This window comes from Brevundimonas sp., assembly GCF_046299595.1.
Taxonomy (GTDB): Bacteria; Pseudomonadota; Alphaproteobacteria; order Caulobacterales; family Caulobacteraceae; genus Brevundimonas.
Genome location: NZ_JBKBHQ010000001.1, coordinates 1,207,845 through 1,231,571 on the forward strand (window position 1 = coordinate 1,207,845; position 23,727 = coordinate 1,231,571).

The 23,727-nt window shown below is 67.9% G+C and carries 22 protein-coding genes; 16 read left to right on the plus strand and 6 right to left on the minus strand.

Features of this window, described 5'->3' with window-relative positions:
• Window positions 1-34: 34 nt before the first annotated feature.
• From ACK4E3_RS06050 to ACK4E3_RS06070, 5 genes are all read left to right on the plus strand, one after another.
• Window positions 35-598, plus strand: a complete 564-nt coding sequence (locus tag ACK4E3_RS06050) for a type 1 glutamine amidotransferase domain-containing protein (protein ID WP_409697783.1) — start codon at window positions 35-37, stop codon at window positions 596-598.
• Window positions 599-879: 281 nt separating this feature from the next.
• Window positions 880-1,260: a DUF4168 domain-containing protein gene (locus ACK4E3_RS06055; protein ID WP_409697786.1), complete on the plus strand. Its 381-nt coding sequence runs from the start codon at window positions 880-882 to the stop codon at window positions 1,258-1,260.
• A gap of 182 nt (window positions 1,261-1,442) precedes the next feature.
• Entirely contained in the window at window positions 1,443-1,646 is a 204-nt protein-coding gene (locus ACK4E3_RS06060) for a twin transmembrane helix small protein (RefSeq protein WP_409697789.1), read from the plus strand.
• A gap of 2 nt (window positions 1,647-1,648) precedes the next feature.
• Window positions 1,649-2,221: a cob(I)yrinic acid a,c-diamide adenosyltransferase gene (locus tag ACK4E3_RS06065; RefSeq protein ID WP_409701128.1), complete on the plus strand. Its 573-nt coding sequence runs from the start codon at window positions 1,649-1,651 to the stop codon at window positions 2,219-2,221.
• Window positions 2,222-2,324: 103 nt separating this feature from the next.
• Entirely contained in the window at window positions 2,325-2,654 is a 330-nt protein-coding gene (locus ACK4E3_RS06070; protein ID WP_409697792.1) for a hypothetical protein, read from the plus strand.
• A gap of 64 nt (window positions 2,655-2,718) precedes the next feature.
• Here the strand turns inward: ACK4E3_RS06070 and ACK4E3_RS06075 are convergent, their stop codons facing one another.
• Both ACK4E3_RS06075 and ACK4E3_RS06080 read right to left on the minus strand, forming a co-directional pair.
• Complete coding sequence (locus ACK4E3_RS06075) at window positions 2,719-3,543, minus strand: undecaprenyl-diphosphate phosphatase (RefSeq protein WP_409697795.1); 825 nt, start codon at window positions 3,541-3,543, stop codon at window positions 2,719-2,721.
• A 102-nt stretch (window positions 3,544-3,645) separates the two neighbouring features.
• Window positions 3,646-4,806: a citrate/2-methylcitrate synthase gene (locus ACK4E3_RS06080; RefSeq protein WP_409697798.1), complete on the minus strand. Its 1,161-nt coding sequence runs from the start codon at window positions 4,804-4,806 to the stop codon at window positions 3,646-3,648.
• A gap of 162 nt (window positions 4,807-4,968) precedes the next feature.
• Between ACK4E3_RS06080 and ACK4E3_RS06085 the strand changes: the two genes are divergently transcribed.
• The 3 genes from ACK4E3_RS06085 to queG are packed head-to-tail and all read left to right on the plus strand — an operon-like array spanning window position 4,969 to window position 7,749.
• On the plus strand, window positions 4,969-5,931 hold the full coding sequence (locus tag ACK4E3_RS06085) for a cation diffusion facilitator family transporter (protein ID WP_409697802.1): 963 nt from the start codon (window positions 4,969-4,971) through the stop codon (window positions 5,929-5,931).
• A complete protein-coding gene (locus ACK4E3_RS06090; protein ID WP_409697805.1) occupies window positions 5,928-6,614 on the plus strand; it encodes a glutathione S-transferase family protein in 687 nt (228 codons plus the stop codon). The genes ACK4E3_RS06085 and ACK4E3_RS06090 overlap by 4 nt, the downstream gene beginning before the upstream one ends.
• A complete protein-coding gene (gene queG, locus ACK4E3_RS06095; RefSeq protein WP_409697808.1) occupies window positions 6,595-7,749 on the plus strand; it encodes a tRNA epoxyqueuosine(34) reductase QueG in 1,155 nt (384 codons plus the stop codon). Before ACK4E3_RS06090 ends, queG begins: the two co-directional genes overlap by 20 nt.
• A 29-nt stretch (window positions 7,750-7,778) precedes the next feature.
• Here queG and ACK4E3_RS06100 read toward each other — a convergent pair whose 3' ends face one another.
• Window positions 7,779-8,801 (minus strand): ABC transporter ATP-binding protein, encoded by a 1,023-nt coding sequence (locus ACK4E3_RS06100; protein WP_409697811.1) that lies wholly within the window; start codon window positions 8,799-8,801, stop codon window positions 7,779-7,781.
• 156 nt (window positions 8,802-8,957) lie between these two features.
• On the opposite strand from ACK4E3_RS06100, the gene ACK4E3_RS06105 reads away from it, so the two are divergent.
• The 6 genes from ACK4E3_RS06105 to ACK4E3_RS06130 all read left to right on the plus strand — a co-directional run bounded on the left by ACK4E3_RS06105 (window position 8,958) and on the right by ACK4E3_RS06130 (window position 15,171).
• Window positions 8,958-9,176 (plus strand): zinc-finger domain-containing protein, encoded by a 219-nt coding sequence (locus tag ACK4E3_RS06105; protein ID WP_409697814.1) that lies wholly within the window; start codon window positions 8,958-8,960, stop codon window positions 9,174-9,176.
• Entirely contained in the window at window positions 9,176-9,616 is a 441-nt protein-coding gene (locus ACK4E3_RS06110; protein ID WP_409697817.1) for a VOC family protein, read from the plus strand. Before ACK4E3_RS06105 ends, ACK4E3_RS06110 begins: the two co-directional genes overlap by 1 nt.
• A 23-nt stretch (window positions 9,617-9,639) precedes the next feature.
• A complete protein-coding gene (locus tag ACK4E3_RS06115; protein WP_409697820.1) occupies window positions 9,640-10,263 on the plus strand; it encodes a DUF6655 family protein in 624 nt (207 codons plus the stop codon).
• Window positions 10,264-10,294: 31 nt separating this feature from the next.
• The gene (locus ACK4E3_RS06120; RefSeq protein ID WP_409697822.1) at window positions 10,295-11,821 is read left to right on the plus strand and encodes an SLC13 family permease; all 1,527 of its coding nucleotides are present in this window, start codon (window positions 10,295-10,297) and stop codon (window positions 11,819-11,821) included.
• Between the two features lie 44 nt (window positions 11,822-11,865).
• The gene (gene polA, locus ACK4E3_RS06125) at window positions 11,866-14,721 is read left to right on the plus strand and encodes a DNA polymerase I (RefSeq protein WP_409697825.1); all 2,856 of its coding nucleotides are present in this window, start codon (window positions 11,866-11,868) and stop codon (window positions 14,719-14,721) included.
• A gap of 81 nt (window positions 14,722-14,802) precedes the next feature.
• On the plus strand, window positions 14,803-15,171 hold the full coding sequence (locus tag ACK4E3_RS06130) for a VOC family protein (RefSeq protein ID WP_409697828.1): 369 nt from the start codon (window positions 14,803-14,805) through the stop codon (window positions 15,169-15,171).
• Between the two features lie 49 nt (window positions 15,172-15,220).
• On the opposite strand, the gene ACK4E3_RS06135 is transcribed toward ACK4E3_RS06130, so the two are convergent.
• Window positions 15,221-16,258 carry a ribonucleotide-diphosphate reductase subunit beta gene (locus ACK4E3_RS06135; RefSeq protein WP_409697831.1) on the minus strand — a complete coding sequence of 346 codons (1,038 nt, stop codon included), beginning with the start codon at window positions 16,256-16,258 and terminating at the stop codon, window positions 15,221-15,223.
• A 154-nt stretch (window positions 16,259-16,412) separates the two neighbouring features.
• The gene (locus tag ACK4E3_RS06140; protein WP_409697834.1) at window positions 16,413-17,234 is read right to left on the minus strand and encodes a phosphatase PAP2 family protein; all 822 of its coding nucleotides are present in this window, start codon (window positions 17,232-17,234) and stop codon (window positions 16,413-16,415) included.
• 315 nt (window positions 17,235-17,549) lie between these two features.
• Here ACK4E3_RS06140 and ACK4E3_RS06145 point away from each other — a divergent pair, with 315 nt between their 5' ends.
• Both ACK4E3_RS06145 and ACK4E3_RS06150 read left to right on the plus strand, forming a co-directional pair.
• On the plus strand, window positions 17,550-19,436 hold the full coding sequence (locus tag ACK4E3_RS06145) for a ribonucleoside-diphosphate reductase subunit alpha (RefSeq protein WP_409697837.1): 1,887 nt from the start codon (window positions 17,550-17,552) through the stop codon (window positions 19,434-19,436).
• A gap of 176 nt (window positions 19,437-19,612) precedes the next feature.
• Entirely contained in the window at window positions 19,613-20,539 is a 927-nt protein-coding gene (locus tag ACK4E3_RS06150; protein WP_409697840.1) for a lipid A-modifier LpxR family protein, read from the plus strand.
• Between the two features lie 24 nt (window positions 20,540-20,563).
• Here ACK4E3_RS06150 and putA read toward each other — a convergent pair whose 3' ends face one another.
• The gene (putA, locus tag ACK4E3_RS06155; protein WP_409697843.1) at window positions 20,564-23,698 is read right to left on the minus strand and encodes a bifunctional proline dehydrogenase/L-glutamate gamma-semialdehyde dehydrogenase PutA; all 3,135 of its coding nucleotides are present in this window, start codon (window positions 23,696-23,698) and stop codon (window positions 20,564-20,566) included.
• Window positions 23,699-23,727 lie beyond the last annotated feature (29 nt).

The window sequence follows — 23,727 nt, forward strand, 5'->3', positions numbered from 1 at the left end:
AAAGCTCCCCGGCGCCGCACAAGGATCTCCCTTCATGGAAAGCACCACCGCCTCACGCCCCGACCTCAGCGGCCGCAAGATCGCCATTCTCGCCACCGATGGCTTCGAGCAGGTCGAGCTGACGGGGCCGCGCGACTATCTGAAGAAGGCGGGCGCGAGCGTGCATATCCTCTCGCCCGAAGGCGATGCCATCCAGGGCTTCAATCACTTCGACCGGGGCGAGTGCTTCGAGGCCGATCGCGCCCTCGGCGAGGTCAGCGTGGCCGATTACGACGCGCTGGTGCTGCCGGGCGGCGCGCACAATCCCGATCAGCTTCGCACCCGCGACGACGTTCGCGACTTCGTCAAGGGCTTCGTCGAGGCCGACAAGCCCGTGGCGGCCATCTGTCATGCGCCCTGGGTGCTGATCGATGCGGGCGTGGCCGAAGGGCGCACCCTGACCAGCTATCCCACGCTGCACCGCGATCTGGCCAATGCTGGCGCCCAAGTGGTGGATCGTGAAGTGGTTGTCGATGGCCCGATCATCACCAGCCGCAACCCCGATGACATTCCCGCCTTCTGCGCGGCCCTGGCCGATCGCCTCGGAGATGGGAGATGAGGGCGGGCAGGAGGCACGATCAGAATAGGTGCAGTGCGAAATGACCTCTTGCGTGCCCGATTGAGATCACCCTGTGGCCACATTGAGCAAGGTATCATCCCCGAGGTGTTAGCGGCGCGAGACAACAATCGTACCGCGATCACTCTGAGCCTCGTCATTTCGACGATTCATTTCCGAAGGTGCTGCCATCAGGCCCAGGTCTGATCTCATTTCCATTCCCTGTGCAGCGCCAGGGCCGGTCCTCTCTTTCCTCAAGCCTGCCCAGAACCAAAGGATTTCTCATGCGTAAGATGATTGTTGCTGCCGCATCCGCCGCCCTGATGACCGCCACCGTTGCCGTGGCCCAGGACGCCCCTCAGCAGGACGCCGCCCAGGACGTCACCCAGCAGGCCCCCGCCGAGGCGGCCACCAGCTTCAGCGACGAAGAGCTGCTCGGATATGCGCGCGCGGTCGAGGCGATCCAGCCGGTCGTCGCCCAGCTTGAGCCGGGCACCGCGCCCAACGAGGAACAGACCCAGGAGCTGGCCCAGCGCGTCGAGGCCTCGGGCATCTCGGTGCAGCAGTTCAACGCCATCGCCCAGGCGCTGCAAAGCGACCCGGCCCTTGGCCAGCGCATCGTCACGCTCGTCCACGGTGACGGCGAGACCACGCCCCAGAGCTAATGCTCTGGCGACGCAATAGACGTCGGGCCTCATCGACAGGTCTGACGGCACGGATCAGGGGTGCGGCCACGCCGCGCCCCTTTTTCGCGCCCCGCACGATATGCGGCATTCTCGCGGCTGGTCGGCCCTTCGTCTGCGGCCTAAGCTGGGATAAGCCTAGTTGAAGCAGGAGCCCGCAGGTCATGGACACCGTTTTCGACGTTCTCATCCTGGCTGCGATCGCCGGTGTGGTCATCACCCTCGGCTTCGGGCTGTGGAACCTCTACAAGGGCGATGAGGCGTCGCGCTCGCGCTCCAACAAGCTGATGCGCCTGCGCGTCGCGCTGCAAGCCACCGCCGTTTGCCTGCTGATCGCGGCCATGTGGTGGAAGTCGCAGGGGGGCTGATGATGGTCCGTCTGACGCGTATCTACACCCGCACCGGCGACGGGGGCCGCACACGCCTCGTGAACAATGCCGAGGTCAGCAAGACCGATGCGCGCGTCGAGGCGTTCGGCGGCGTGGACGAGCTGAACGCCCAGCTGGGCCTGTGCCGTCTGCACACTGGCGCACACGACGAGATCGAGCGCTCGCTGGCGCGCATCCAGAACGAGCTGTTCGATCTGGGCGCCGACCTGGCCACGCCCGAGGATCCCGACATGGGCTGGACGCCGCTGCGCATCACGGCCTCGCAGGTCGAGCGGCTGGAAGCGGACATCGATGCGCTGAACGCGAGTCTTGCGCCGCTGGAGAGCTTTGTCCTGCCCGCGGGCAACGCGCTGTCGTGCCAGCTTCACGTGGCGCGCACCGTGTGCCGCCGGGCCGAGCGCGAGGCGCTGCGGGCGCAGGAGACGGGCGCGGCGCTGAACGATCAGGCGCTGATCTATCTGAACCGGCTGTCGGACTATCTGTTCGTGGCCGCGCGCCTTGCCAACGATCAGGGTCGCTCTGACGTGCTGTGGCAGCCGGGCGCGTCGCGCTGAACACTCGCCGGCGGGCCGCAACCATGGGCGCACGAGATGCGTTTGGCCTGTCATTGCGAGGCGCTTAACGGCCTCGTGCACTCATTTCAGAAGGGCCAAAGCCATGACCATTCGTCGCCTCATGATCCCCGCCGCCATGATCCTGGCCCTCGGAGCCGCCGCCTGCACCCAGGCCGAACAGCAGCAGGCCGAGACCGAGGCTCAGGCTGCGGGCAACGAGATCGAGGCCGGGGCACGCGACCTCGGCGAGCGGATTGAATACGGCGCCACCGTCGCCGGCAACCAGATTGAGGCCGGGGCCATGAAGGCCGCACGCGCGGTCGAGGAAGGTGCCGCCGAGGCCGCCCAGAACCTCGAGGAGCGCCAGGCCCGCTCGGTCGCCGAGGGCCAGCCCGGCGCGGTCGATCCCGCCACGGGCCAGCGCGTCCAGTAACCCCTGGCCGCAAGGGAGTATGAAGGCCGTCGCGCAACCAGCGGCGGCCTTTTTGCTCTCCGCCCTAGAGGCTGCCCATACCGCCCAGATCGCCCGTGAAATAGAGCGCGATCAGCCCGATGCTGCCCACTGCGATGCGCCACAGGGCAAAGGGCGTGAAACCGTGGCGCGCGACGAAGCCCAGCAGGAACTTCACCACCAGCACCGCCGTGAAGAAGGCGGCGATGAACCCCACGATGATGATGCCCGCGTCATTCAGATCCAGGATGCCCCAGTTCTTGTAGAGGTCATAGACGAACGCCCCGGCCATGGTCGGCATGGCCAGAAAGAACGAGAACTCTGCGGCAGAGCGCTTGTCTGCTCCCACCAGCAGGCCACCGGCGATGGTGGCGCCCGAGCGCGACACGCCGGGAATCAGCGCCAGGCACTGAAAAAGGCCGATGATCAGGCAGGTGCGCAGCGAAAAGCGCGAGGCATCGCTGTATCTTGGCTCGCGCTTCATGCGGTCGAGGCCCAGCAGGGCAAAACCGCCGAGCACCAGCATGACGCAGATCAGGGTCGGGCTCTCGAAGAACACGCCCTTGATGATCGGGTGCAGCAGCACGCCCAGCACCGCGGCGGGCACGAAGGCGATGGCAATGCCGAAGATGAAGTTGCGCGCCTCCGGGTCATGGGGCCAGCGCGTGCCCACCTCGAACAGCTTGCGCGCATAGACCGACAAAAGGGCCAGGATGGCGCCGAGCTGGATCAGCACCTCGAAGGCGCGGCCCGTGCTCTCGAAGCCCATGAAGTGGCCCGCCAGCAGGATGTGACCGGTGGACGAGACGGGGATGAACTCGGTCAGCCCCTCGAGAAGCCCCAGCAGCAGGGCGATCAGCCAGTCGGACATCTACGCGTAAGCCCCCGATCCGTGGTCAGGCACCGCCTGCCTCGGGCCGGTGCGGCGCGAGGCCATCATGACAGGATCGGACCGGCAGCGGCCAGAGCCCGTTCAGCGGCCTGGTGTCTCACCCACATAGCGCAGACGTGCCCGCAAAGGCGAGCCGGAAAGCGCCTGATCCATGCCATGGGCCAGCCAGCCCGACAGGCGCGCGCACGCCGCCAGCGCAAAGGCTCCGTCGCGCGGAATCTCCAGCTTGCGCGCCACCAGTGCCAGCGCCAGCTTGAAGTTGGCAGGCGTGCCGGTCATCGTCTCGCCGACCTCGATGATGGCACGCAGGTCATCGGGCAGGCGCGCCGCCTCGATCAGGGCACGCGCTCGCGGGTCGCCCCCGGCATAAAGGTTCGAGCCGAAGCCGGGCACCTGTCCCGTCTCGCCCAGGTGGGCGCGAACGGCCGCGCGTGCATCGCGGCGCGCATCGTTGACGAAGGTCGAGACCTGGGACAGCGCGCCGCCGTTCTCCGGCCCCGAGAAGGCCGACAGCCCCGCCAGCGCCGCAGCGGCCAGCGAGGCACCGGATCCTGCCACGACGCGCGCGGCCAGCACCGAGCTGTCCAGTTCGTGATCGGCACCCAGTACCAGGGCGTGACGCACCAGATCGGCATCGCGCTCGATCATCTTCCAGCCGCGTGCCAGACGCTGATGGATGTGCAGGCGCGGGCCGGTGCCCACCAGGGCATCGGCCATCTCGTTCAGGATCGAGGCCGCCTCGCGCTGAAGCGAGCGCGCGCCGCGACCGCGCGATGAGGCATCCTCGTCCGCGCGCCGGGCGAGGGCGGCGAACAGGCGCTGGCGCGCCGTGCCCGGAAAGATCACGTCGACGCGCGGGCGCTGGTTGGCAAAGGGGTCTTCGTCGAAGGCGCCCCAGAGAATGCGCGAGGTCTGCTCCAGCGTGGCCCGGCGGGCCATGTCGATGGCCTTCTCGCCGCGATAGACCGGTCCTTCGGGCGAGATCAGTGTGATCTGGGATTCCACCAGCGCCTCGCCGCGCGCCGCCCCGCTGCTGCCACGGATGGCCACGGGCGAGGGTCCGCCCTCGCCGCTTTTCAGGCGCTGGATGTCCGAGGCGGCATAGAGCGAGCGGCGCGGATTGTCAGGGTCGGGCCGGGCGGCGATGCGCCCGCGCGAGACATAGGCATAGAGCGTCTGGGTCTTTACCCCCAGGCTCGACAGAGCCGTTTCACGGTCGATCCATTCAGGCTTGTCGCTCATGATTCTGTGGCGTTCATCCTATCGTCTGGCGGGGTCGATGTCCGGCAATTCACCTTAGCGCGTCAATCTTGACAGCATCTTGTCGAAGGCCTCGGGAAGCACGGCGACAAGACGCCCGTTTGTGATGTGGACGGTTTCGTCCTATCTGCGCACCTGACAGCCATGCCCGAATCTGCCCCCGCCCCCATCTCGGACGCCGAGCGCAACCGCCTGACGCGCGCCATCACCACCGCATCGGTGGCCGTGGCCGTGAGCCTGATCGTGCTCAAGACCTGGGCATTGTGGATGTCCGGCTCGGTGGCGGTGCTGGCCACCTTGATGGACTCCAGCCTCGATCTGATCGCCTCGCTGCTGACGTTCCTGGCCGTGCGCTGGGCCGCCGTGCCCGCCGATCACGACCACCGCCACGGACACGGCAAGGCCGAAGCCCTCGCGGCTCTGGTGCAGGCCGGGCTGGTGTTCGCCTCGGCCATCTTCGTGGGCGTGACGGCGGTGCGGCGCATGATCAATCCCGTGCCCATCGAGGCTGGCGGCTGGGCCATTGCCGTGATGCTGGTCTCCATGCTGATGACGGGCTTTCTGGTCTATGCCCAGTCGCGCGTGGTCCGGCGCACCGGATCCATCGCCATTGCCGGAGACCGTGCACACTACACCGCCGATCTTGGGGCCAATGCGGTGGTCATCATCGGCGTGGCGTCGGGCGTCTGGCTGAACGCGCCGGGCATGGACGCCGCAGCGGGCCTGATCGTGGGCATCTGGCTGTTCTGGGGCGCGTTCGGCCTGCTGCGCGAGGCAGGCGATCACCTGCTGGACCGCACGTCCGACCCGGCCACCGATGCGATGATCGTGGCCCTGGTCGAGCAGGACCCCGCCATCAACAACGTTCACCAGCTGCGCACGCGCCGGGTGGGCCATCGCCTGTTCGTGCAGCTTCATCTGGATCTGGACCCGGACATGAGCCTGCGCCAGGCCCACGACCATGTCGTCGAGGCCGAGAACCGCATCCGCGCGCATTTCCCCGGAGCCGACGTCATCATCCATCCCGATCCGCGCGGCCATGCCGAGCGGCGCACGGAGGGCACCAGCGTGCCCGTGACCGATGATGCGGGCGGGCAGGGCGCGTGATGCTGACGCGCGTGCTGCATCACTTCGCCTTCGATCCCGCCTCGCGCGCGGCGCGTCTGGCCCTGCACGAGGCGCGCATCGAGTTCAGCGAGAACCCGGTGCGCCCGTGGGAGCCGGACTGCGGGCTCGATGCGCTCAATCCCTCGGCCATGCCGCCGGTGCTTGTCGAGGTGCGCCCCATGGGCCAGAGCGCGGTGTGCGAACTGCTGGCCATTCTGGGCTATGTCGAGGACCACCTGAAAGGGGCCAGCCTGATCGGAGAGGGCGTGGACGAGCGCGCCGAGACGCGCCGCCTGATCCAGCATTTCGACCGGCGCTTCAATGACGAGGTCAATGCCCTGCTGCTGCACGAGCGCATGGAAAAGCCGCTGCTGCGCATGGGCCCGCCCGAGGCGCGCGCGCTGCGGGCCGGTCGGGAGGCGCTGAAATCCCATCTGAAACAGCTCGAAGCCCTGGCAGGCGAGCGCGACTGGCTGGCCGGGCGCACCCTGACCCATGCCGATCTGGTGGCCGGTGCGCACCTGTCGGTGCTGGACTATTTCGGCGAGGTGAACTGGGACGCAGTGCCCGCACTCAAGACCTGGTACATGAAACTGAAAAGCCGTCCGTGCTTTCGCACCCTTCTAACCGATCGCTTCCCCGGCGTGGCGGCGGCGGGGCACTATGGCGAGCTTGACTTCTGAGCGCGCCGCCGGGCGGCTGAAGGCGCGCATCCGCTCGCGGGCCGAGGCGCTGGGCTTTGCCGCCTGCCGCTTTGCCGACGCCCGCGCGCCCTGGCCCAATGGTGAATGGCTGGAGGACTTCGTGCGCGAGGGGCGCCACGGCGAGATGGGCTGGATGGCCGAGACCCTCGCGCGCCGCAGCCATCCTACCGCCATGTGGGACGGGGCGCGCACCGCCATCGTGCTGGCCCTCAACTATGGCCCCCCGACCGACCCCCTGGAGGGCCTGAAACAGACGGACGCGGGCTATGTTTCTGTCTATGCGCGCGGGGACGACTATCACGAGATCATCAAGGGTCGCCTCAAGGAGCTGGCCGGGCTGGTCGCGCGGGACACGGGCGCGGACGTGAAGGTGTTCGTCGACACCGCCCCGCTGATGGAAAAGCCTCTGGCCCAGCGCGCGGGGCTGGGCTGGCAGGGCAAGCACACCAATCTTCTGTCGCGCGAGCATGGCAACTGGCTGTTTCTGGGCGTGATCCTGAGTGCCGCCGACCTGCCTGCCGATGCGCCCGAGCAGGAGCACTGCGGCTCGTGCCGGGCGTGCCTCGATGCGTGCCCGACCAGGGCCTTTCCCGCACCCTTCCAGCTCGATGCGCGCCGCTGCATCTCCTATCTGACCATCGAGCACGCCGGGCCGTGGCCCGTGGAGCACAGGCTTGCGGCGGGCAACCGTATCTATGGCTGTGACGACTGTCTGGCGGTCTGCCCGTGGAACAAGTTCGCCGCCGCCGCCAGCGAGGCGCGGCTGATGGCGCGCGACGCCCTGAACGCCCCGCCGCTGGCGCGCCTTCTGGCTCTGGATGATGCAGGCTTCCGCGCCCTGTTTGCCAAGAGCCCCGTCAAGCGCATCGGGCGCGCGCGCTTTCTTCGCAATGTGCTCTATGCCGCCGCCAACAGCGCCGACGAGGCCCTGATCGCCCCGGTCATGGCGCTGATCGACGATGACAGCGCCCTGGTGCGCGGCGCGGTCGCCTGGGCCCTGTCGCGGCTCATGGCCGAGGATCGCTTCAACGCCCTGCGCGATCAGCGCCTGGCCTCAGAAGCCGACAGCGCGGTGCTCGGCGAGTGGCAGCGCCAAGTGACCTGGGCCATATGAACTGGGCCATATGATCTGGGCCAGATGACCTAGCGATCGCGCGTGGGATCGCGGCGGCTGGCATCGCCATAGGTCATGGCAAGGAACACGTCCTCAAGATCGGGATCCTCGGTGGCGATGTCGCGGATGGTAATGCCGCATGCGCGCACCGCGCCCAGCACCTGCTCCACGCTGGAGTGGCCCGTGCGATAGGTCACGGCAAAGGCGCCGTTGCCCCGAGGGCGGACCTCGAAGCCGGCCAGTTCAGGCAGGCGCTCGGGCGGGGTTTCGGGCGTCACCACCACATTGCGGGTGTCGAGACGGCGCAGCAGGGTCGGCGTGGGCTCGCACGCCACCACCTCGCCGTGGTTGACGATGGCGATGGTGTCGCACAGCTCCTGGGCCTCCTCCAGATAGTGGGTGGTCAGAAGGATGGTCACGCCCTCGGCATTGATGCGGCGCACATAGGCCCAGAGCTGGCGGCGCAGCTCTACGTCCACGCCGGCGGTCGGCTCGTCGAGAATGAGGATCGGCGGATTGTGAACCAGCGCCTTGGCCACCATCAGCCGCCGCTTCATCCCGCCCGAGAGCGCGCGCACATAGGCATTCGCCTTGTCACCGAGGCCGAGCGCTTCGAGCAGCTCCTGCGAGCGGCGCTCGTCCCTGGGCACGCCATAGAAGCCCGCCTGGACCTCCAGCGCCTCGATCGGGGTGAAGAAAACGTCGGCGGTGATCTCCTGGGGCACCACCCCCAGCGCCGCGCGCGCATCGCGCGGATGGGTGTCGATGTCGCGGCCCCAGATGCGCACCTCGCCGCCGGTCTTGTTGACCACGCCCGCCAGAATGTTGATCAGGGTCGACTTGCCCGCGCCGTTGGGCCCTAGCAGCCCGAACATCGAGCCGCGCCGCACCACAAGATCGACTCCGCGCAGGGCCTGCTTGGCCGCGCCCTTGCCCTTGGCGGCATAGGTCTTGGTCAGGCCACTGATCTCGATGGCATTGTCGGGAAGGGCGCGCGAGGCGTCACGCGCCGTGGTGCTCGCAACGGACTTCGGAGGCAGGGTGTCGGTCATGGTCGGCTTTCTTCTGGAGCCCGCTGGGAGACATCCGCTGGGCCGGGCGCGAACACGGTTTGACGCCACCGGATGTGGGGCATAGGTATGCAACACCATCCTCCCCGCCAAGACAGGCCCCGCAAGATCATGCCGCCGCGCCACGCCTCCGCTTCCATGAATGCCCCCCTCACCGCGCCCGAGGAGATCATCGTCACCTCCCACCGCATCGCCTGTGACGGCGGCGGCGGCGCGCTGGGACACCCGCTGGTCTATCTGGACATGGGCGATGACGGACAGGTGCGCTGCGGCTATTGCGACCGCCTGTTCCGACTGGGACGCAAGGGCAAGGGCGACTATCACGATCCCTCGCCGCGCGCCGGTGGCGGGCACTGATGCGCTATCTGCACACCATGGTCCGCGTCAGCGATCTGGACGCGTCACTGCACTTCTATCGCGACCTGCTGGGCCTGATCGAGACGCGCCGCATGGACAGCGAGAAGGGCCGCTTCACCCTGGTCTATCTGTCCACGCCCCACGACGAGGCGCGCGCGCGCGCAGAGCGCTCGCCCGAGCTGGAGCTGACCTACAACTGGGATCCCGAGGACTACACCGGCGGGCGCAACTTCGGCCATCTGGCCTACAAGGTCGATGACATCTACGGCGCGTGCCAGCGCCTGATGGATGGCGGCGTGACCATCAACCGCCCGCCGCGCGATGGCTACATGGCCTTTGTCCGCTCGCCCGACGGCATCTCGATCGAGCTGTTGCAGGAAGGCGAGGCGCTACCTCCCGCCGAGCCCTGGGCCTCGATGCCCAACACGGGCTCATGGTAGGTCGCCGCAAGGGTGAAGGACGCATGAGAGCCCTGCCCCGCAACCTGCTGGCCCTCGCCGCAACGGCCCTGCTGGCGGGTGCGTGCGCGTCCACCACCGAGAGCAACACCGGGCGCACCGCCACCGAGCAGCTCCTGATCGCCCGCGCCGCCGAGCGTGCCATCGAGGGGCTGACCCTGCCGGTCGAGGCCGACAAGCGCGTCTTTGTCGATGACACCTATTTCCGCGGCGAGAACGCACTTTATGCCGTCAGCGCCGTGCGCGCGGCCCTGTCCGCCTCGGGCCACGCCCTGGCCTCCAACCGGGGCGAGGCCGATGTGATCATGGAGCTGCGCTCGGGCGCGCTCAGCCTCGAGCAGATGCGCCGCCTGGTGGGCCTGCCGGCCATGTCCGTGCCCATCGCCGAGCGCCTGAGCGTGTTCACCATTCCCGAGCTGTCGCTCTATTCCAGCCGCGACCGCATCGGCGTGGCCGAGTTTTCCGCCTTTCTCTATGACGCCCGCACAGGCGCGCCCCTGGGAGCCATCGCGCCCATGACCGGCCAGTATCGCATCCGCAGCCATCGCCTGCTGATGATGGTCACCTGGGGTCAGCAGTCGGTCCAGCCCGGCGAGGTCGACCTCGGCCCGTCCTGGCGCGAGTGGTAGCAGCGCACAGGCCGCAAGCGGGGAGCGAAGCATGAGCATGATGCCCGCCCTGACATCGCGCCAGATCGGCCTGATCGTCGGCGTCGTGCTGGCCGTGGGCCTGCAACTGCTGCCCGTGCCAGAAGGCCTGGACCGGCGCGCATGGCTGCTGGCCTCGCTGATGCTGCTGATGGCGAGCTGGTGGGCAACCGAGGCCATCCCCATCGCCGCCACGGCCCTGGTCCCTCTGGCGCTGTTCCCTCTGCTGGGCATCGTATCGGTGCGCGAGGCGTCCCTGCCCTATGCCGATCCCATCGTCATGCTGCTGCTGGGCGGCTTCATCATCGCCCTGTCGATCGAGCGCTGGAACCTGCACGCGCGCATCGCCCTGCACGTGGTGCTGCGCTTTGGCGCGCGCCCGGCCCTGCTGGTGCTTGGCTTCATGGTGGCGGCTGCGGGCCTGTCCATGTGGATCAGCAACACGGCCACCTGTCTGATGATGCTGCCCATCGCGCTGAAGGTGGCCGAGAGCATGAAGGACGAGGGCGTGGACACGCGCATGTTCGCGCCCGCCCTTGCGCTGGCCATCGCCTATGCCGCCTCCATCGGCGGGCTGGGCACGCCGGTGGGCACGCCCTCGAACCTGATCGGCATCGGCTATCTGGAGAACACCCTGGGGCGCACCATCAGCTTTCCCCAGTGGATGATGATCGGCCTGCCTGCCGTGCTGCTCATCATCCCGGCCGCCTGGCTGATCCTGACAAGGCTGGCCTTCAGGGTCGAAAGCACGGCCAGCGCGGGCGCCAGCGGTCAGGCCGCCGTGCGATCGGCACTGGCCGCCCTTGGCACCATGAGCACGCCCGAGAAACGGGCCGCAGCCCTGTTCGCCACGGTCGCCGTGCTGTGGATGGGGCGCGAGCTGAACTTCGGCGGCGAGGCCAGCTATGGCTGGAACCCGATGCTGGCGTGGCTGGGCGCGGCGCTCGACCTGCCCGTGCGCATCGCGCTCAACGACACCCAGATTGCCGTGGCCGGGGCTCTGGCCACCTTTCTGGTTCCGGCGGGAGGGCGCACCGAGGACGGCCAGCGACGCCGCGTGGCGCTGATGGACTGGGATGCGACGCGTCGCCTGCCGTGGGCCGTCATCATCCTGTTTGGCGGCGGCATCTCCATGGCCGGCGCCATGACCGCCACCGGTCTCGATCAGTGGCTGGGCGCACAGCTTTCCTTCGTGGCCGGCCTGCCCACGCCGCTGGTGGTGCTGATCATCGCGTTCATGGTGGTGTTCCTGACCGAACTGACCTCGAACGTGGCCACGGCCACCGCCTTCATGCCCGTGCTCGGCGCGCTGGCCATCGCCATGGGTGTGCCGGTCGAGCACCTGATCGTGCCCGTGGCGCTGGCGGCGAGCTGCGCCTTCATGCTGCCGGTGGCAACCGCGCCCAATGCCATCGTCTATGGCGGCGGCAGTGTCACCATGGCCGAAATGATCCGCGCGGGCTTTCGCATCAATCTGGTGGCCGCACCGCTCATCGCCCTTGTGTCCAGCCTGATCGCGCCGCTGGTGTTTCCGGGCTGACATTCCGGCTGACGCCAGCGGCGTCCTTGCCTATGCTCGCCTTGATGAGCGAACAGCCCGACACCAGCACCCAAGCCGCCCGCCCCAAGCTCTATCTGATCGACGGATCGGGCTACATCTTCCGGGCCTATCACGCCCTGCCGCCGCTCACGCGCAAGTCGGACGGCCTGCCGGTGGGCGCGGTGCAGGGCTTTTCCAACATGCTGTGGAAGCTGATCTGCGAGATGCGCGGGCCTGATGCGCCCACCCATCTGGCCGTGGTGTTCGACCGCTCGGAAGTCACCTTCCGCAACAGGCTCTATCCCGAGTACAAGGCCCACCGCCCACCCGCGCCCGAAGATCTGGTGCCCCAGTTCCCGCTGGTGCGAGAAGCCACGCGCGCGTTCGGCGTGCCGGTGCTGGAGCTGGAAGGCTTCGAGGCCGACGATGTGATCGCGTCCTACGCCCACACCGCCGAGGCGGAAGGCTTCGACGTGGTCGTAGTGTCGTCAGACAAGGACCTGATGCAGCTGGTCACGCCGCGCATCTCGCTGATGGACCCGGTCAGGAACACCCTGATCGGGCGCGAGCAGGTGATAGAGAAGTTCGGCGTCGGGCCGGAGAAGATGATCGATCTTCAGGCCCTGATGGGCGACAGCGTGGACAATGTGCCGGGCGCACCGGGCATCGGCGTCAAGACGGCAGGCCAGCTTCTGGAGGAATACGGCGACCTCGACACCCTTCTGGCGCGCGCCCACGAGATCAAGCAGCCCAAGCGCCGCGAGACCCTGACGCAGATGGCCGAGCAGATCCGCCTGTCGCGCACCCTCGTGACCCTGGTCAGGGACGCCCCCCTGCCCCTGCCGCTGTCCGAGCTGACGGTGCGCGATCCCGAGCCCGCGGAGCTGGCGGGCTTTCTGGAAAAGATGGAGTTCAGAACCCTTGCCCGGCGCGTCGGCGGCGGACCGGCCCCTGCGGGCGAGACCGGCGCTGCTGCGGGCACCGCAAAGGTGCCTTCCGCGCCGGTGCTGGATACGCCCAGAGCCCCCCAGCCCAGCCGCGCTGCCGCCCCCGACACCTTCGATACCGGCGCCTATGAGTGCGTGACCACCATGGAGCGGCTGGAGCACTGGATCGCCGAGGCCAGCGCGGCAGGCACCATCGGCTTCGACACCGAGACCGACGCCCTGTCCTCCAGCCACGCGCGGCTGTGTGGCATCTCGCTGGCCACCGGCCCCAACAGCGCCTGCTACATCCCGCTCGATCACGCGCCTTCGGACGGGCTGGACCTCGGCGGCGCAGAGGTGATGGTGCCGATGGATCAGGCGCTGGCGGCCCTGAAGCCCCTGCTGGAAGACCCGGCGGTGCTGAAGGTGGGCCAGAACATCAAATACGATCTGGCGGTCATGTCGCGCTATGGCATCAGGATCGCGCCCTTCGACGACACCATGCTGATCTCCTACGTGCTGGAGGCGGGCGAGCACGGTCACGGCATGGACGAGCTGTCGCGCCTGCACTTCGATCACACCCCCATTCCGTTCAAGGCGGTGACGGGCACGGGCAAGGCCCAGAAGAGCTTTCGCCACGTGCCCCTCGATCAGGCGACCGCCTATGCGGCCGAGGACGCCGACGTCACCTTGCGCCTGCATGCCCTGCTGAAGCCGCGCCTGATGCGATCAGGGCTGATGAGCGTCTATGAGACCCTGGAGCGCCCCCTGCCGCCGGTTCTGGCCGCGATGGAATGCGCGGGCATCCGCGTGGACCCCGAGCGGCTGCGCCATCTGTCCGCCCGCTTCGGCGCGCGTATGGGCGAGCTGGAGGCCCGCGCCCACGAAATCGCCGGCCAGCCCTTCAATGTCGCCAGCCCGCGCCAGCTCGGCGAGATTCTCTATGACAGGCTGGGCCTGCCCGGCGGCAAGCGCACTGCCCAGGGCCAGTGGAGCACCGACGCCAGCGCGCTGGAGGAACTGGCTGCCCACGGGCACGAGCTGCCGCGCGTGCTGCTGGACTGGCGCCAGCTGGCCAAGCTCAAGGGCACCTATGCCGATGCCCTGCTGCAGGCCGCAGACCCCGAAACCTCGCGCGTGCACACCAGCTTTCAGCTGGCGGCGACCACCACCGGGCGGCTGTCATCGTCCGACCCGAACCTTCAGAACATTCCGATCCGCTCCGAAGCGGGCCGCGAAATCCGCCAGGCCTTCACCGCGCGCACCGGCCATGTGCTGATCAGTGCCGACTACAGCCAGATCGAGCTGAGAATTCTGGCGCACATGGGCGACATCGCCGAGCTGAAGCGCGCCTTTGCCGCCGGTCACGACATTCACGCCGCCACCGCATCAGAGATGTTCGGCGTGCCCATCGAGGGTATGCCCGCCGAAACGCGACGGCGCGCCAAGGCGATCAATTTCGGCATCGTCTATGGCATTTCCGCCTTCGGGCTGGCCAACCAGCTCGGCATCGACCAGGGCGAGGCGGCGACCTATATCCGCACCTATTTCGACCGCTTCCCCGGCATCAAGGCCTATATGGACCGCACCCGCGCGCAGGTGCGCGAGGACGGTTTCGTCACGACCCTGTTCGGGCGGCGGATCAGCATTCCGGCCATCCGCTCGAAATCCGTCGGCGAGCGCCAGTTCGCCGAGCGCGCCGCCATCAATGCACCCATTCAGGGCTCGGCCGCCGACATCATCCGCCGCGCCATGATCCGCATGCCGGCCGCGCTGGAGAACGCCGGGCTGGGAGCGAGGATGCTGCTTCAGGTGCACGACGAGCTGGTGTTCGAGGCCCCCGAGGCCGAGGCCGAACAGACCGTGGCCCTGGTGCGCGAGGTCATGGAAAGGGCCAGCGCCCCCGCCGTCAGCCTCAGCGTGCCGCTGGTGGTCGATGCACGCGCCGCCCCCAACTGGGACGAGGCCCACTGAGCGCCCCCGCTGGCTGGCTGGCTGTCTGGCTGTCTGGCTGGCGTGCTTGACAGGCCGGGCGGCAGGCTTGACGCTCGGCCCATGGCCTACAAGCCCGAGGGTTACACCGATCTCGCCCCCTATCTGCTGGTCAGGGATGCCGAGGCCGTGCTGCGCTTTTGCGAGGCGGTCTTTTCAGCGACGCGCCTGAGAGTCTTCCCGGCCCAAGGCGGCGGCATTATGCACGCCGAGTGCCGCATCGGCGATACGGTGCTGATGATGGGCGAGGCGGAGGGGCCGCCAGCCATGCTGCACCTTTATCTGGACGATCCCGACGCCGCATTCGCTCGCGCCATCGAGCACGGTGCGGAGATCATCCAGCCCATGATGGAAAAGGGCGACGGCGACAGGCGCGGCGGCGTGCGCGCGCCCGACGGCACCCAGTGGTTCCTCGCAAGGCAGATGGCATAGGCCCGGCCCGGCCCGCCTGCCTGCCTGCCTGCCTGCCTGCACGCCTGTATCACTCGGCCGTGGCGCGCTTTTCCAGAAGCTGCTCGAAGTTGCTCCACACTCCGTCCGCCCCGTGCCACGAGCCCTTGGTGGCAGCCTTGGAATATTCGGTGGCGCGGGCCTCGAAGAAGTTGGCGTGCTCGACGCCCGACAGCAGCTGCTGTAGCCACGGCAGCGGGTTTTCCTTCACGCCGTAAACCTCGGGCAGTTCGAGCTGGCGCAGGCGCCAGTCGGCGATGAAGCGGATGTAGGCCTTGATGTCGTCCGGCGTCATGCCCTCGACGGGGCCCATCTCGAAGGCCAGGTCGATGAACTTGTCCTCCATGGTGATGACCGTCTTGCAGCACTCGACGATGTCGTCGGCCACCGCCCTGGTCACCGCGCCCGTTTCCTTGTTGAAGGCGTGATAGAGCTTGATGATGCCCTCGCAGTGCAGGCTCTCGTCGCGCACCGACCACGACACGATCTGGCCCATGCCCTTCATCTTGTTGAAGCGCGGGAAGTTCATCAGCATGGCGAAGCTGGCAAACAGCTGCAGCCCCTCGGAAAAGCCCCCGAACATGGCCAGGGTCCGACAGATGTCGGCATCGGTCTCGACCCCGAACTGGCCCATGTAGTCGTGCTTGTCCTTCATGGCCTCATATTCCATGAAGGCGCCGAACTCGCTCTCGGGCATGCCGATGGTCTCGAGCAGCAGGGCATAGGCCGCGATATGGATGGTCTCCATATTGGCGAAGGCGGCCAGCATCATCTTCACCTCGGTCGGTTTGAACACCCGGCCGTAGCGCTCCATGTAGTTGTCCTGCACCTCGATGTCGGACTGGGTGAAGAAGCGGAAAATCTGGGTCAGCAGGTTGCGCTCGTTGTCGTCCAGCTTGGCCGCCCAGTCCTTGCAGTCCTCGCCCAGCGGCACCTCCTCGGGCATCCAGTGGACCTGCTGCTGCTTCTTCCACATGTCGAAGGCCCACGGATAGCGGAACGGCTTGTAGGCCAGCGAAGGCGTCAGCAGACCGGGCGTGGAGCTCTTGATGGGCGTGTGCGCATTCATGGGAACAGGTCTTCTTCAGGAGGGCTTAGAGCGGGGCGCGACTCGCCCGGCAGCGCCCATTATTGACCCCTCCGCCCCCACCCGATCAAGAGCAGATCGCATGATCTGGTAAGAAGCTTTCTCGTGCACACAAGATGTAGTGTGCGTTATCGGATTATCTGGGGACGGGCCGGTGGATGGTTTGGCGCCGCTCGGCTCTGGCCCCCATGGCCCGCTCGGCCAGGTGCGAGACAAGCCACAGCGCCATGGCCCAGGTCGCACCCACGCTCCAGCCCGCCAGGACGTCGCTGGCCCAGTGGGCACCCAGATAGACGCGGCTGATGCCGACCAGAAGCGCCAGGGCGACGCCTGCGCCCACGACATAGGCCTTGAGACGCCTTCGCTCCAGGCTGCGCGCGATCATCACCGCCAGGGTCAGATAGAACACCGTGGACAGCAAAGCGTGGCCGGACGGAAAGCTGGCATTCAGGGTCTCGACGGTGCGGAACACCGCTGCGGGGCGATCGCGCTCGAAGATGTCCTTGAGCCCCTCGCTCAAGACCACCCCGCCGACCAGAGCCGCGATCAGGCGCAGCACCGAGCCGGGGCGGCGGCGCATCAGCAGGAAGCCCGCCGCGATCAGGGCGAACAGCCCCAGCACCGCAATGCCGCCCAGCGAGGTGATGTCGGCCATGGCCTCATTCAGCCACCACGGCCCTATGGGGCGCGACAGGTCGTCATGGGGACGCAGCCACATCAGGATGCGCTGATCCAGCCCGCGCCCGCCCGCATCCTCGACCATCTCGGCCAGTTCCAGGAACGCCCACAGCCCCAGCCCGATCACGAACAGGGCGATCAGGGCGGCCATCTCGGCGCGTGCCCGGCCAACCACGCGCAGCCCCCAGCGCCACAGACGCTCACGCTCGCGCGCATCGAGCTGTGCCAGCGCCTCGCGCGGGCGGCTGAACAGGGCGCGGTGCTGTGTGGGCGGCTTCATTCCCTGCCCAACGGTCACGCTGGCGCACGCGTTCCGATCACGCGTTCGTGATGACAAGGATGCAGGCCGTCACACCCGTGTCACGCGCCCTTTTCCACAGGGCGGCGAGTCTTGTCCCGTGATTCGTGATCACGAATGCCCGTCAAGCCCGTTGACCGATCGTTAGGGATATGGCCCCCATATGTGGACGCTGGATTGCCCCCGACCACTATATGCTGTGTCTCCGAACGAGGCCCGGCGCACGGGCGGGGTTCTCCAGGGCGGCGGAAGTCGCACTCTCGGGGCTGTTTTTTCATTCTGGGGCAAGGGCTTGTGATGGCTGGTGGTGAAGTTCTGAAGGCCGAGGTCGAGGCCAACCGCGTTGACGCCGAAGCGCTGGCGCTGCGCGCCGAGAGCGCGCGTCCGCATCTGTCGCTGGTGCCCAAGGTGGTGGTGGATCGCTCGCGCGATGCCCTGCTGACCGATTTCGGCAAGAAGACCCTGGAGGACCGCTACCTCCTGCCCGGCGAGAGCTATCAGGACATGTTCGCGCGCGTCGCCGAGGCCTATGCCGACGACGAGGCCCACGCCCAGCGCATCTATGACTACATCAGCCGCCTGTGGTTCATGCCCGCCACCCCGGTGCTGTCCAACGGCGGGGCCAGCCGCGGCCTGCCCATCTCGTGCTTCCTCAATGCGGTGCCCGACAGCCTGGAAGGCATCGTCGGCGTGTGGAACGAGAACGTGGCGCTGGCGTCCAACGGCGGGGGCATCGGCACCTACTGGGGCGGGGTGCGCTCCATCGGCGAGAAGGTGAAGGGCGCGGGCCAGACCTCGGGCATCATCCCCTTCATCCGCGTGATGGACTCGCTCACCCTCGCGATCAGCCAGGGCTCGCTGCGCCGGGGTTCGGCGGCGGTCTATCTGGACATCCACCATCCCGAGATCGAGGAGTTCCTCGAGATCCGCAAGCCGTCGGGCGACTTCAACCGCAAGTCGCTCAACCTGCACCACGGCATCAACATCACCGACGCCTTCATGGAAGCGGTCCGCGACGGCACCGGCTTTGACCTGCTCTCGCCCAAGACCGGCGAGGTGGTGCGCCGCGTCGATGCGCGCACCTTGTGGACCAAGATCCTGGAAATCCGCCTGCAGACGGGCGAGCCCTATCTGATCTTCTCGGACACCGTGAACAGGGCCATGCCCTGCCACCAGCGCGAGCTGGGCCTGAGCGTGCGTCAGTCGAACCTGTGCAGCGAGATCATGCTGCACACCGGCCCCGACCACCTCGGCATCGACCGCACCGCCGTGTGCTGCCTGTCGTCGGTCAATGCCGAGACCTTCCTGGAATGGCGCGAGGAGCCCCGCTTCATCGAGGACGTGATGCGCTTCCTCGACAATGTGCTGGAGGACTTCATCCGCCGCGCCCCGCCCGAGATGAAGGCCGCCGTCTATTCGGCCCGGCGCGAGCGCTCGGTCGGTCTCGGCCTGATGGGCTTCCACTCGTTCCTTCAGGCCCAGGGCGTGGCCTTCGAGAGCGCCATGGCCAAGAGCTGGAACATGCGCCTGTTCAAGCACCTGCGCCGCGAGGCCGACAAGGCCAGCCGCCTGCTGGCCGAGGAAAAGGGGCCGTGCGAGGACGCCGCCGAGCGCGGCATCATGGAGCGCTTCAGCCACAAGCTGGCCATTGCGCCGACCGCCTCGATCTCGATCATCTGCGGGGGCACCTCGGCGGGCATCGAGCCGATCCCGGCCAATGTCTATACCCACAAGACCCTGTCGGGCAGCTTTGCGGTGCGTAACCCCTATCTCGAGCAACTGCTGGAGCAGAAGGGCCACAACACCGATGCGGTCTGGTCCTCGATCCTCGAGAATGAAGGCTCGGTCCAGCATCTGGCCTTCCTGAGCGAGGACGAGAAGGCCCTCTACAAGACCGCCTTCGAGATCGACCAGCGCTGGGTGGTGGAACTGGCCGCCGACCGCACGCCCGAGATCTGCCAGTCGCAGTCGGTCAACGTCTTCCTGCCCGGCGATGTCGACAAGTGGGACCTGCACATGCTGCACTGGACGGCATGGGAGCGGGGCTGCAAGTCGCTCTACTATCTGCGCTCCAAGTCCGTTCAGCGCGCCGCCTTCGCAGGGGCCGCCGACAAGGCCGAGGGCGCGCCCGACATGGCCGCCAGCGCGCGCACCGACTACGAGGAATGCCTCGCCTGCCAATAGGCGCGGCGCCCTCGGACGCGCCTTGAACAACACGGGACCGGTTCACCTCCCCACCGCCATGCGCGGAACCAATCCCGGCCTTCCCTGTTGCCTGTGTGTAACAGTTGGCAAGATTATGGATGACCTCATCGCCCATGTCGGGCACTATGGGCTCACCGTAACGGATGGGGACCGTGATGCGGTTTGGGAGTGGCGTTTGTGCAGGTGTGATTTCGGCGGCCAGCCTGGCCGTGGCCTCTGGCGTATGCGCTCAGGGCATCGGGATCGCCACAGCCGCCGAGCCTGCCGTTTTCCTTGATGACAGCACCTATGGTCCGCGACTCGGCGTGGACGCGCGCGCGCTCGACGAGCGCGTGGACGAAGACACCACCTACGCCTTCGGCTCGCGTGTGGACATCGAGACGGACCGCGCCATGGGCGGCCCGTTCAGGGTGCAGAGCCTGTCCCTTTACGAAAGCGAGGCCGAGCGCGCCTTTGCCGTGACCCGCCAGCGCGACAGCTGGCGTCAGAATGCCGACGGCTCGGTCGAGCACTTCCGCGTCAGCTCCACGGGAACCCTGCGCAACATGGGCGGGGGCGGCTATTACCTCGGGCCATCAGGCGCGGGCCGCTTCGAGCCGGACAGCCACGCCTTCAGCTACACGCGCGGCTTTGCCCCGGCGCGGGGCTATACGCGCGACGGGCTGGAGGTCGAGTTCGTGCCCCATGCAGGCATCAGCGTCAGCTCGGACGGCAGCGCCGCCGAGGCCGGGGCCACCTTGCGTGTTGGCGAAAACCTCGAAGGCATGGTGCGCGACGGCGATGAGGCCTTTGGCGATCGTGGTCGCTGGTACCTGTTCGCGGCGGGCTCGCGCCGGGCCGTGGGCTATAACTTTGCCCGCACGCGCGACGGCGATTTCGAGCGCGCAGGCATGAGCCACGATTCCGGCGCCTTCATCGGCGATGCTCAGGTCGGCGTGGCCTGGCGGCGCGGCAATACCCAGGCCTCGTTCGGCTATGTCCACCGCGAGATTCGCGCCCGCGAGCTGCGCCGCGACAGCATCGACCGCGAGCAGTCCGAGGGAATGGTCGCCTTCCAGTTCTCGATCCGCCCCGGCAACTGACCGCAGACGCGCCTTCATGCCTCCCTAGAGATTGAGCAGGGCCGGGTCGCCGCCTTGCGCCGCGATATTGACCGTGACCGCACGCTCGGCCCCATAGCGGATCAGGCTGTGCGGACCGCCCGCCTTGGGCCCGGTGCCCGACAGGCCATCGCCGCCGAAGGGCTGCACGCCCACCACGGCGCCGATGATCGAGCGGTTCACATAGACATTGCCCGCAGGCACCAGGGCCTCGACCCTCTGGGCGAAGGCCTCGATGCGCGAATGCACCCCCAGCGTCAGGCCATAGCCCGGCGCGGCAAAGCGCCTGGCGACGCTCTCCAGCTCGGCCGGATCATAACGACAGATGTGAAGGACGGGGCCAAACACCTCTCGCTCCAGATAGTCGGGCCTGTCCACCTCCGCGATGGTTGGGGCGAAGTAGTGGCCGCTGGCATCATCAGGCAGGGCGGCTCTGGCGATGATGCGCGCATCCCGCTCAAGGCGCGCAACGTGCCGGTTCAGGGCGTCGAGCGCATCAGCGTCAATGACCGGGCCAATGTCGGTGGCCGGATCGGAGGGATCGCCCACCACCTGCGCCGCAAGCGCGCCCGCCAGCCGTTCGATGAAGTCATCGGCATTGGCATGGGGAATGAACAGCACGCGCAGCGCCGAGCAGCGCTGGCCCGCAGAGCCGAAGGCCGACAGGATCACATCGTCGATGACCTGTTCGCGAAGCGCCGTGGTGTCGACGAACATTCCGTTCAGCCCGCCCGTCTCGGCGATGAACGGTATGATGGCCCCCTCGCGCGCGGCCAGGGCGCGGTTGATGCTGGTGGCCGTGTCGGTGCCACCGGTAAAGGCCACGCCGTCGATCAGCGGGTGGGCGATCAGCTTTGCGCCGACGCGCACGCCGTCTCCGGACAGCAGGGCCAGCAGGTCAGGATCGAGCCCGGCGCGGTGGAACAGGCGCACGGCCTCGGCAGCGATCAGGGGCGTCTGCTCGGCCGGCTTGGCCAGCACGGCATTGCCCGCCGCCAGAGCGGCAGCGATCTGGCCGGTAAAGATGGCCAGCGGGAAGTTCCACGGGCTGATGCAGGCAAAAACGCCGCGCCCGTGCAGGCGCAGCACATTGGTCTCGCCCACCGGGCCGGGCAGGCTCATGTCGCCGGTGAACTGGGCCTCGGCCAGATCGGCATAGTAGCGGCAGAAGTCGGCGGCCTCGCGCACCTCGGCCACCCCGTCGTTGAGCGTCTTGCCCGCCTCGCGGGACAGAAGCGCGACCAGACGGTCCATCTCGGCTTCGAGCGCATCGCCCATGGCCCTCAGCACCACCGCCCGCGCCGCGCCGCCGCGCCCGTCCCACCGCGGTTGCGCCCCGGCGGCCAGCTTCGCGGCCTCTTCGATGTCGGCCTCGCTGGCCCCGCTGACGTGGCCAAGCACGCGCGACAGGTCGGAGGGCGCGCGCACCTCGAAGGCATCCGCGCCCGCGCGCATGACACCGCCAATCAGCGGCCCGGCGTTCAGGGTCTCGCGGTCCAGCGCCTCCAGTGCCATCGCATGGCGCTCACGGTCGGCCTTGAGGGTGTAGTCGCGCCCGAGGCTGTTCTGACGCGCGCCGTAGATGTCCTTGGGCACAGGGATTCTCGCATGGCGGTCGGGGTGTTCCTCGACCTTGGTGATGGGATCAGCGACGACATCGCCCGCAGGCACGCGCTCGTCGAGCAGGGCATGGACGAAAGAGGAGTTGGCCCCGTTCTCCAGCAGGCGGCGCACCAGATAGGGCAGCAGTTCCTCGTGGCCGCCCACGGGCGCATAGGCGCGCAGTGTGATGTCCGCCCCGTCGGGCCAGCACGCGCGCACGGCGTCATAGAGGGCTTCGCCCATGCCGTGCAGACGCTGGAACTCCACGCGCACGCCCGCCTCGCGCGCCATGGCGTGCACCGCCGCGAGGGTATGGGCGTTGTGGGTGGCGAACTGGCCATAGATGTGCGGCGCCGCCTGGATCAGAGCGCGCGCACAGACCAGATAGTTCAGATCGGTGGCCGCCTTGGTGGTGAAGACCGGATAGTCGGGACGCCCGGCGACCTGTGCGCGCTTGATCTCGGTGTCCCAGTAGGCGCCCTTGACCAGACGCACCATCAGGCGACGCCCGCTTTGCTCGGCCAGCAGGGCCACCTGGCGCACCACGGCCAGGGCGCGCTTCTGATAGGCCTGAACCGCCAGACCCAGCCCCTGCCACTGCGCCAGCTCGGGCTCGGCGCACAGGCGCTCCAGCAGCTTCAGCGACAGCACCAGCCGGTCGGCTTCCTCGGCGTCGATGGTGAAGTTCAGATCGTGGCGGGCGGCGATGAGCGCGAGGCGATAGACGCGCGGATAAAGCTCGCTCCACACGCGATCTTCATGGGTGGCCTCGTAGCGCGGCGACAGGGCCGAGAGCTTGACCGACACGCCGTGCCCATCCTGCGGCCCCTCGCGCGAGGCCTTGCCCACCGCCTCGATGGCATTGGCATAGATGGCCTCGTAGCGCGCGGCATCCTCGGCGGTGCGCGCACCCTCGCCCAGCATGTCGAAGCTGCACAGCCAGTCCTCGCGCCGGGCGCGCTTCAGGGCCTGCTCGATGGTCGAGCCCAGCACGAACTGCTCGCCCATTATGCGCACCGCCGCCGCGACCGCCTGACGAATCACCGGCTCGCCGATGCGCCCGGCGACGCGGCGCAGGAAACCGGGCAGATCACGGCGCGCGTCCTCGTCCACATCGACCAGCTTGCCCGTCAGCATCAGCCCCCAGGTCGAGGCATTGACGAACAGGCTGTCGGACTGGCCCAGATGGCGCGCCCAGTCCGCAGAGCCGATCTTTTCGGCGATCAGAAGGTCGCGCGTCGCATCATCGGGCGTGCGCAGCAGCGCCTCGGCCAGGCACATCAGCGCCAGACCCTCGCGGGTGCCCAGCGAGAACTCCTGCAGGAAGCTCTCGACCACGCCCTGGCGGTGACTTGAGCTGCGCGCCATCTCGACCAGACGCAGGGCATCGGCCACGACCCGGGCGCGGCCCGGCTGATCCAGCGGCACCTGCGCCAGCAGCGCACGCACGCTCTCGCCCTCGTCGACGAACTTCAGATCGTCGAGCCGGTCCCAGTCGATGCGAAGGACGCGGTCGGATGTCTCGTGTGCGCGGGTCATGGCCGCCCTCTAGCCCAAAGCGGCCCGCC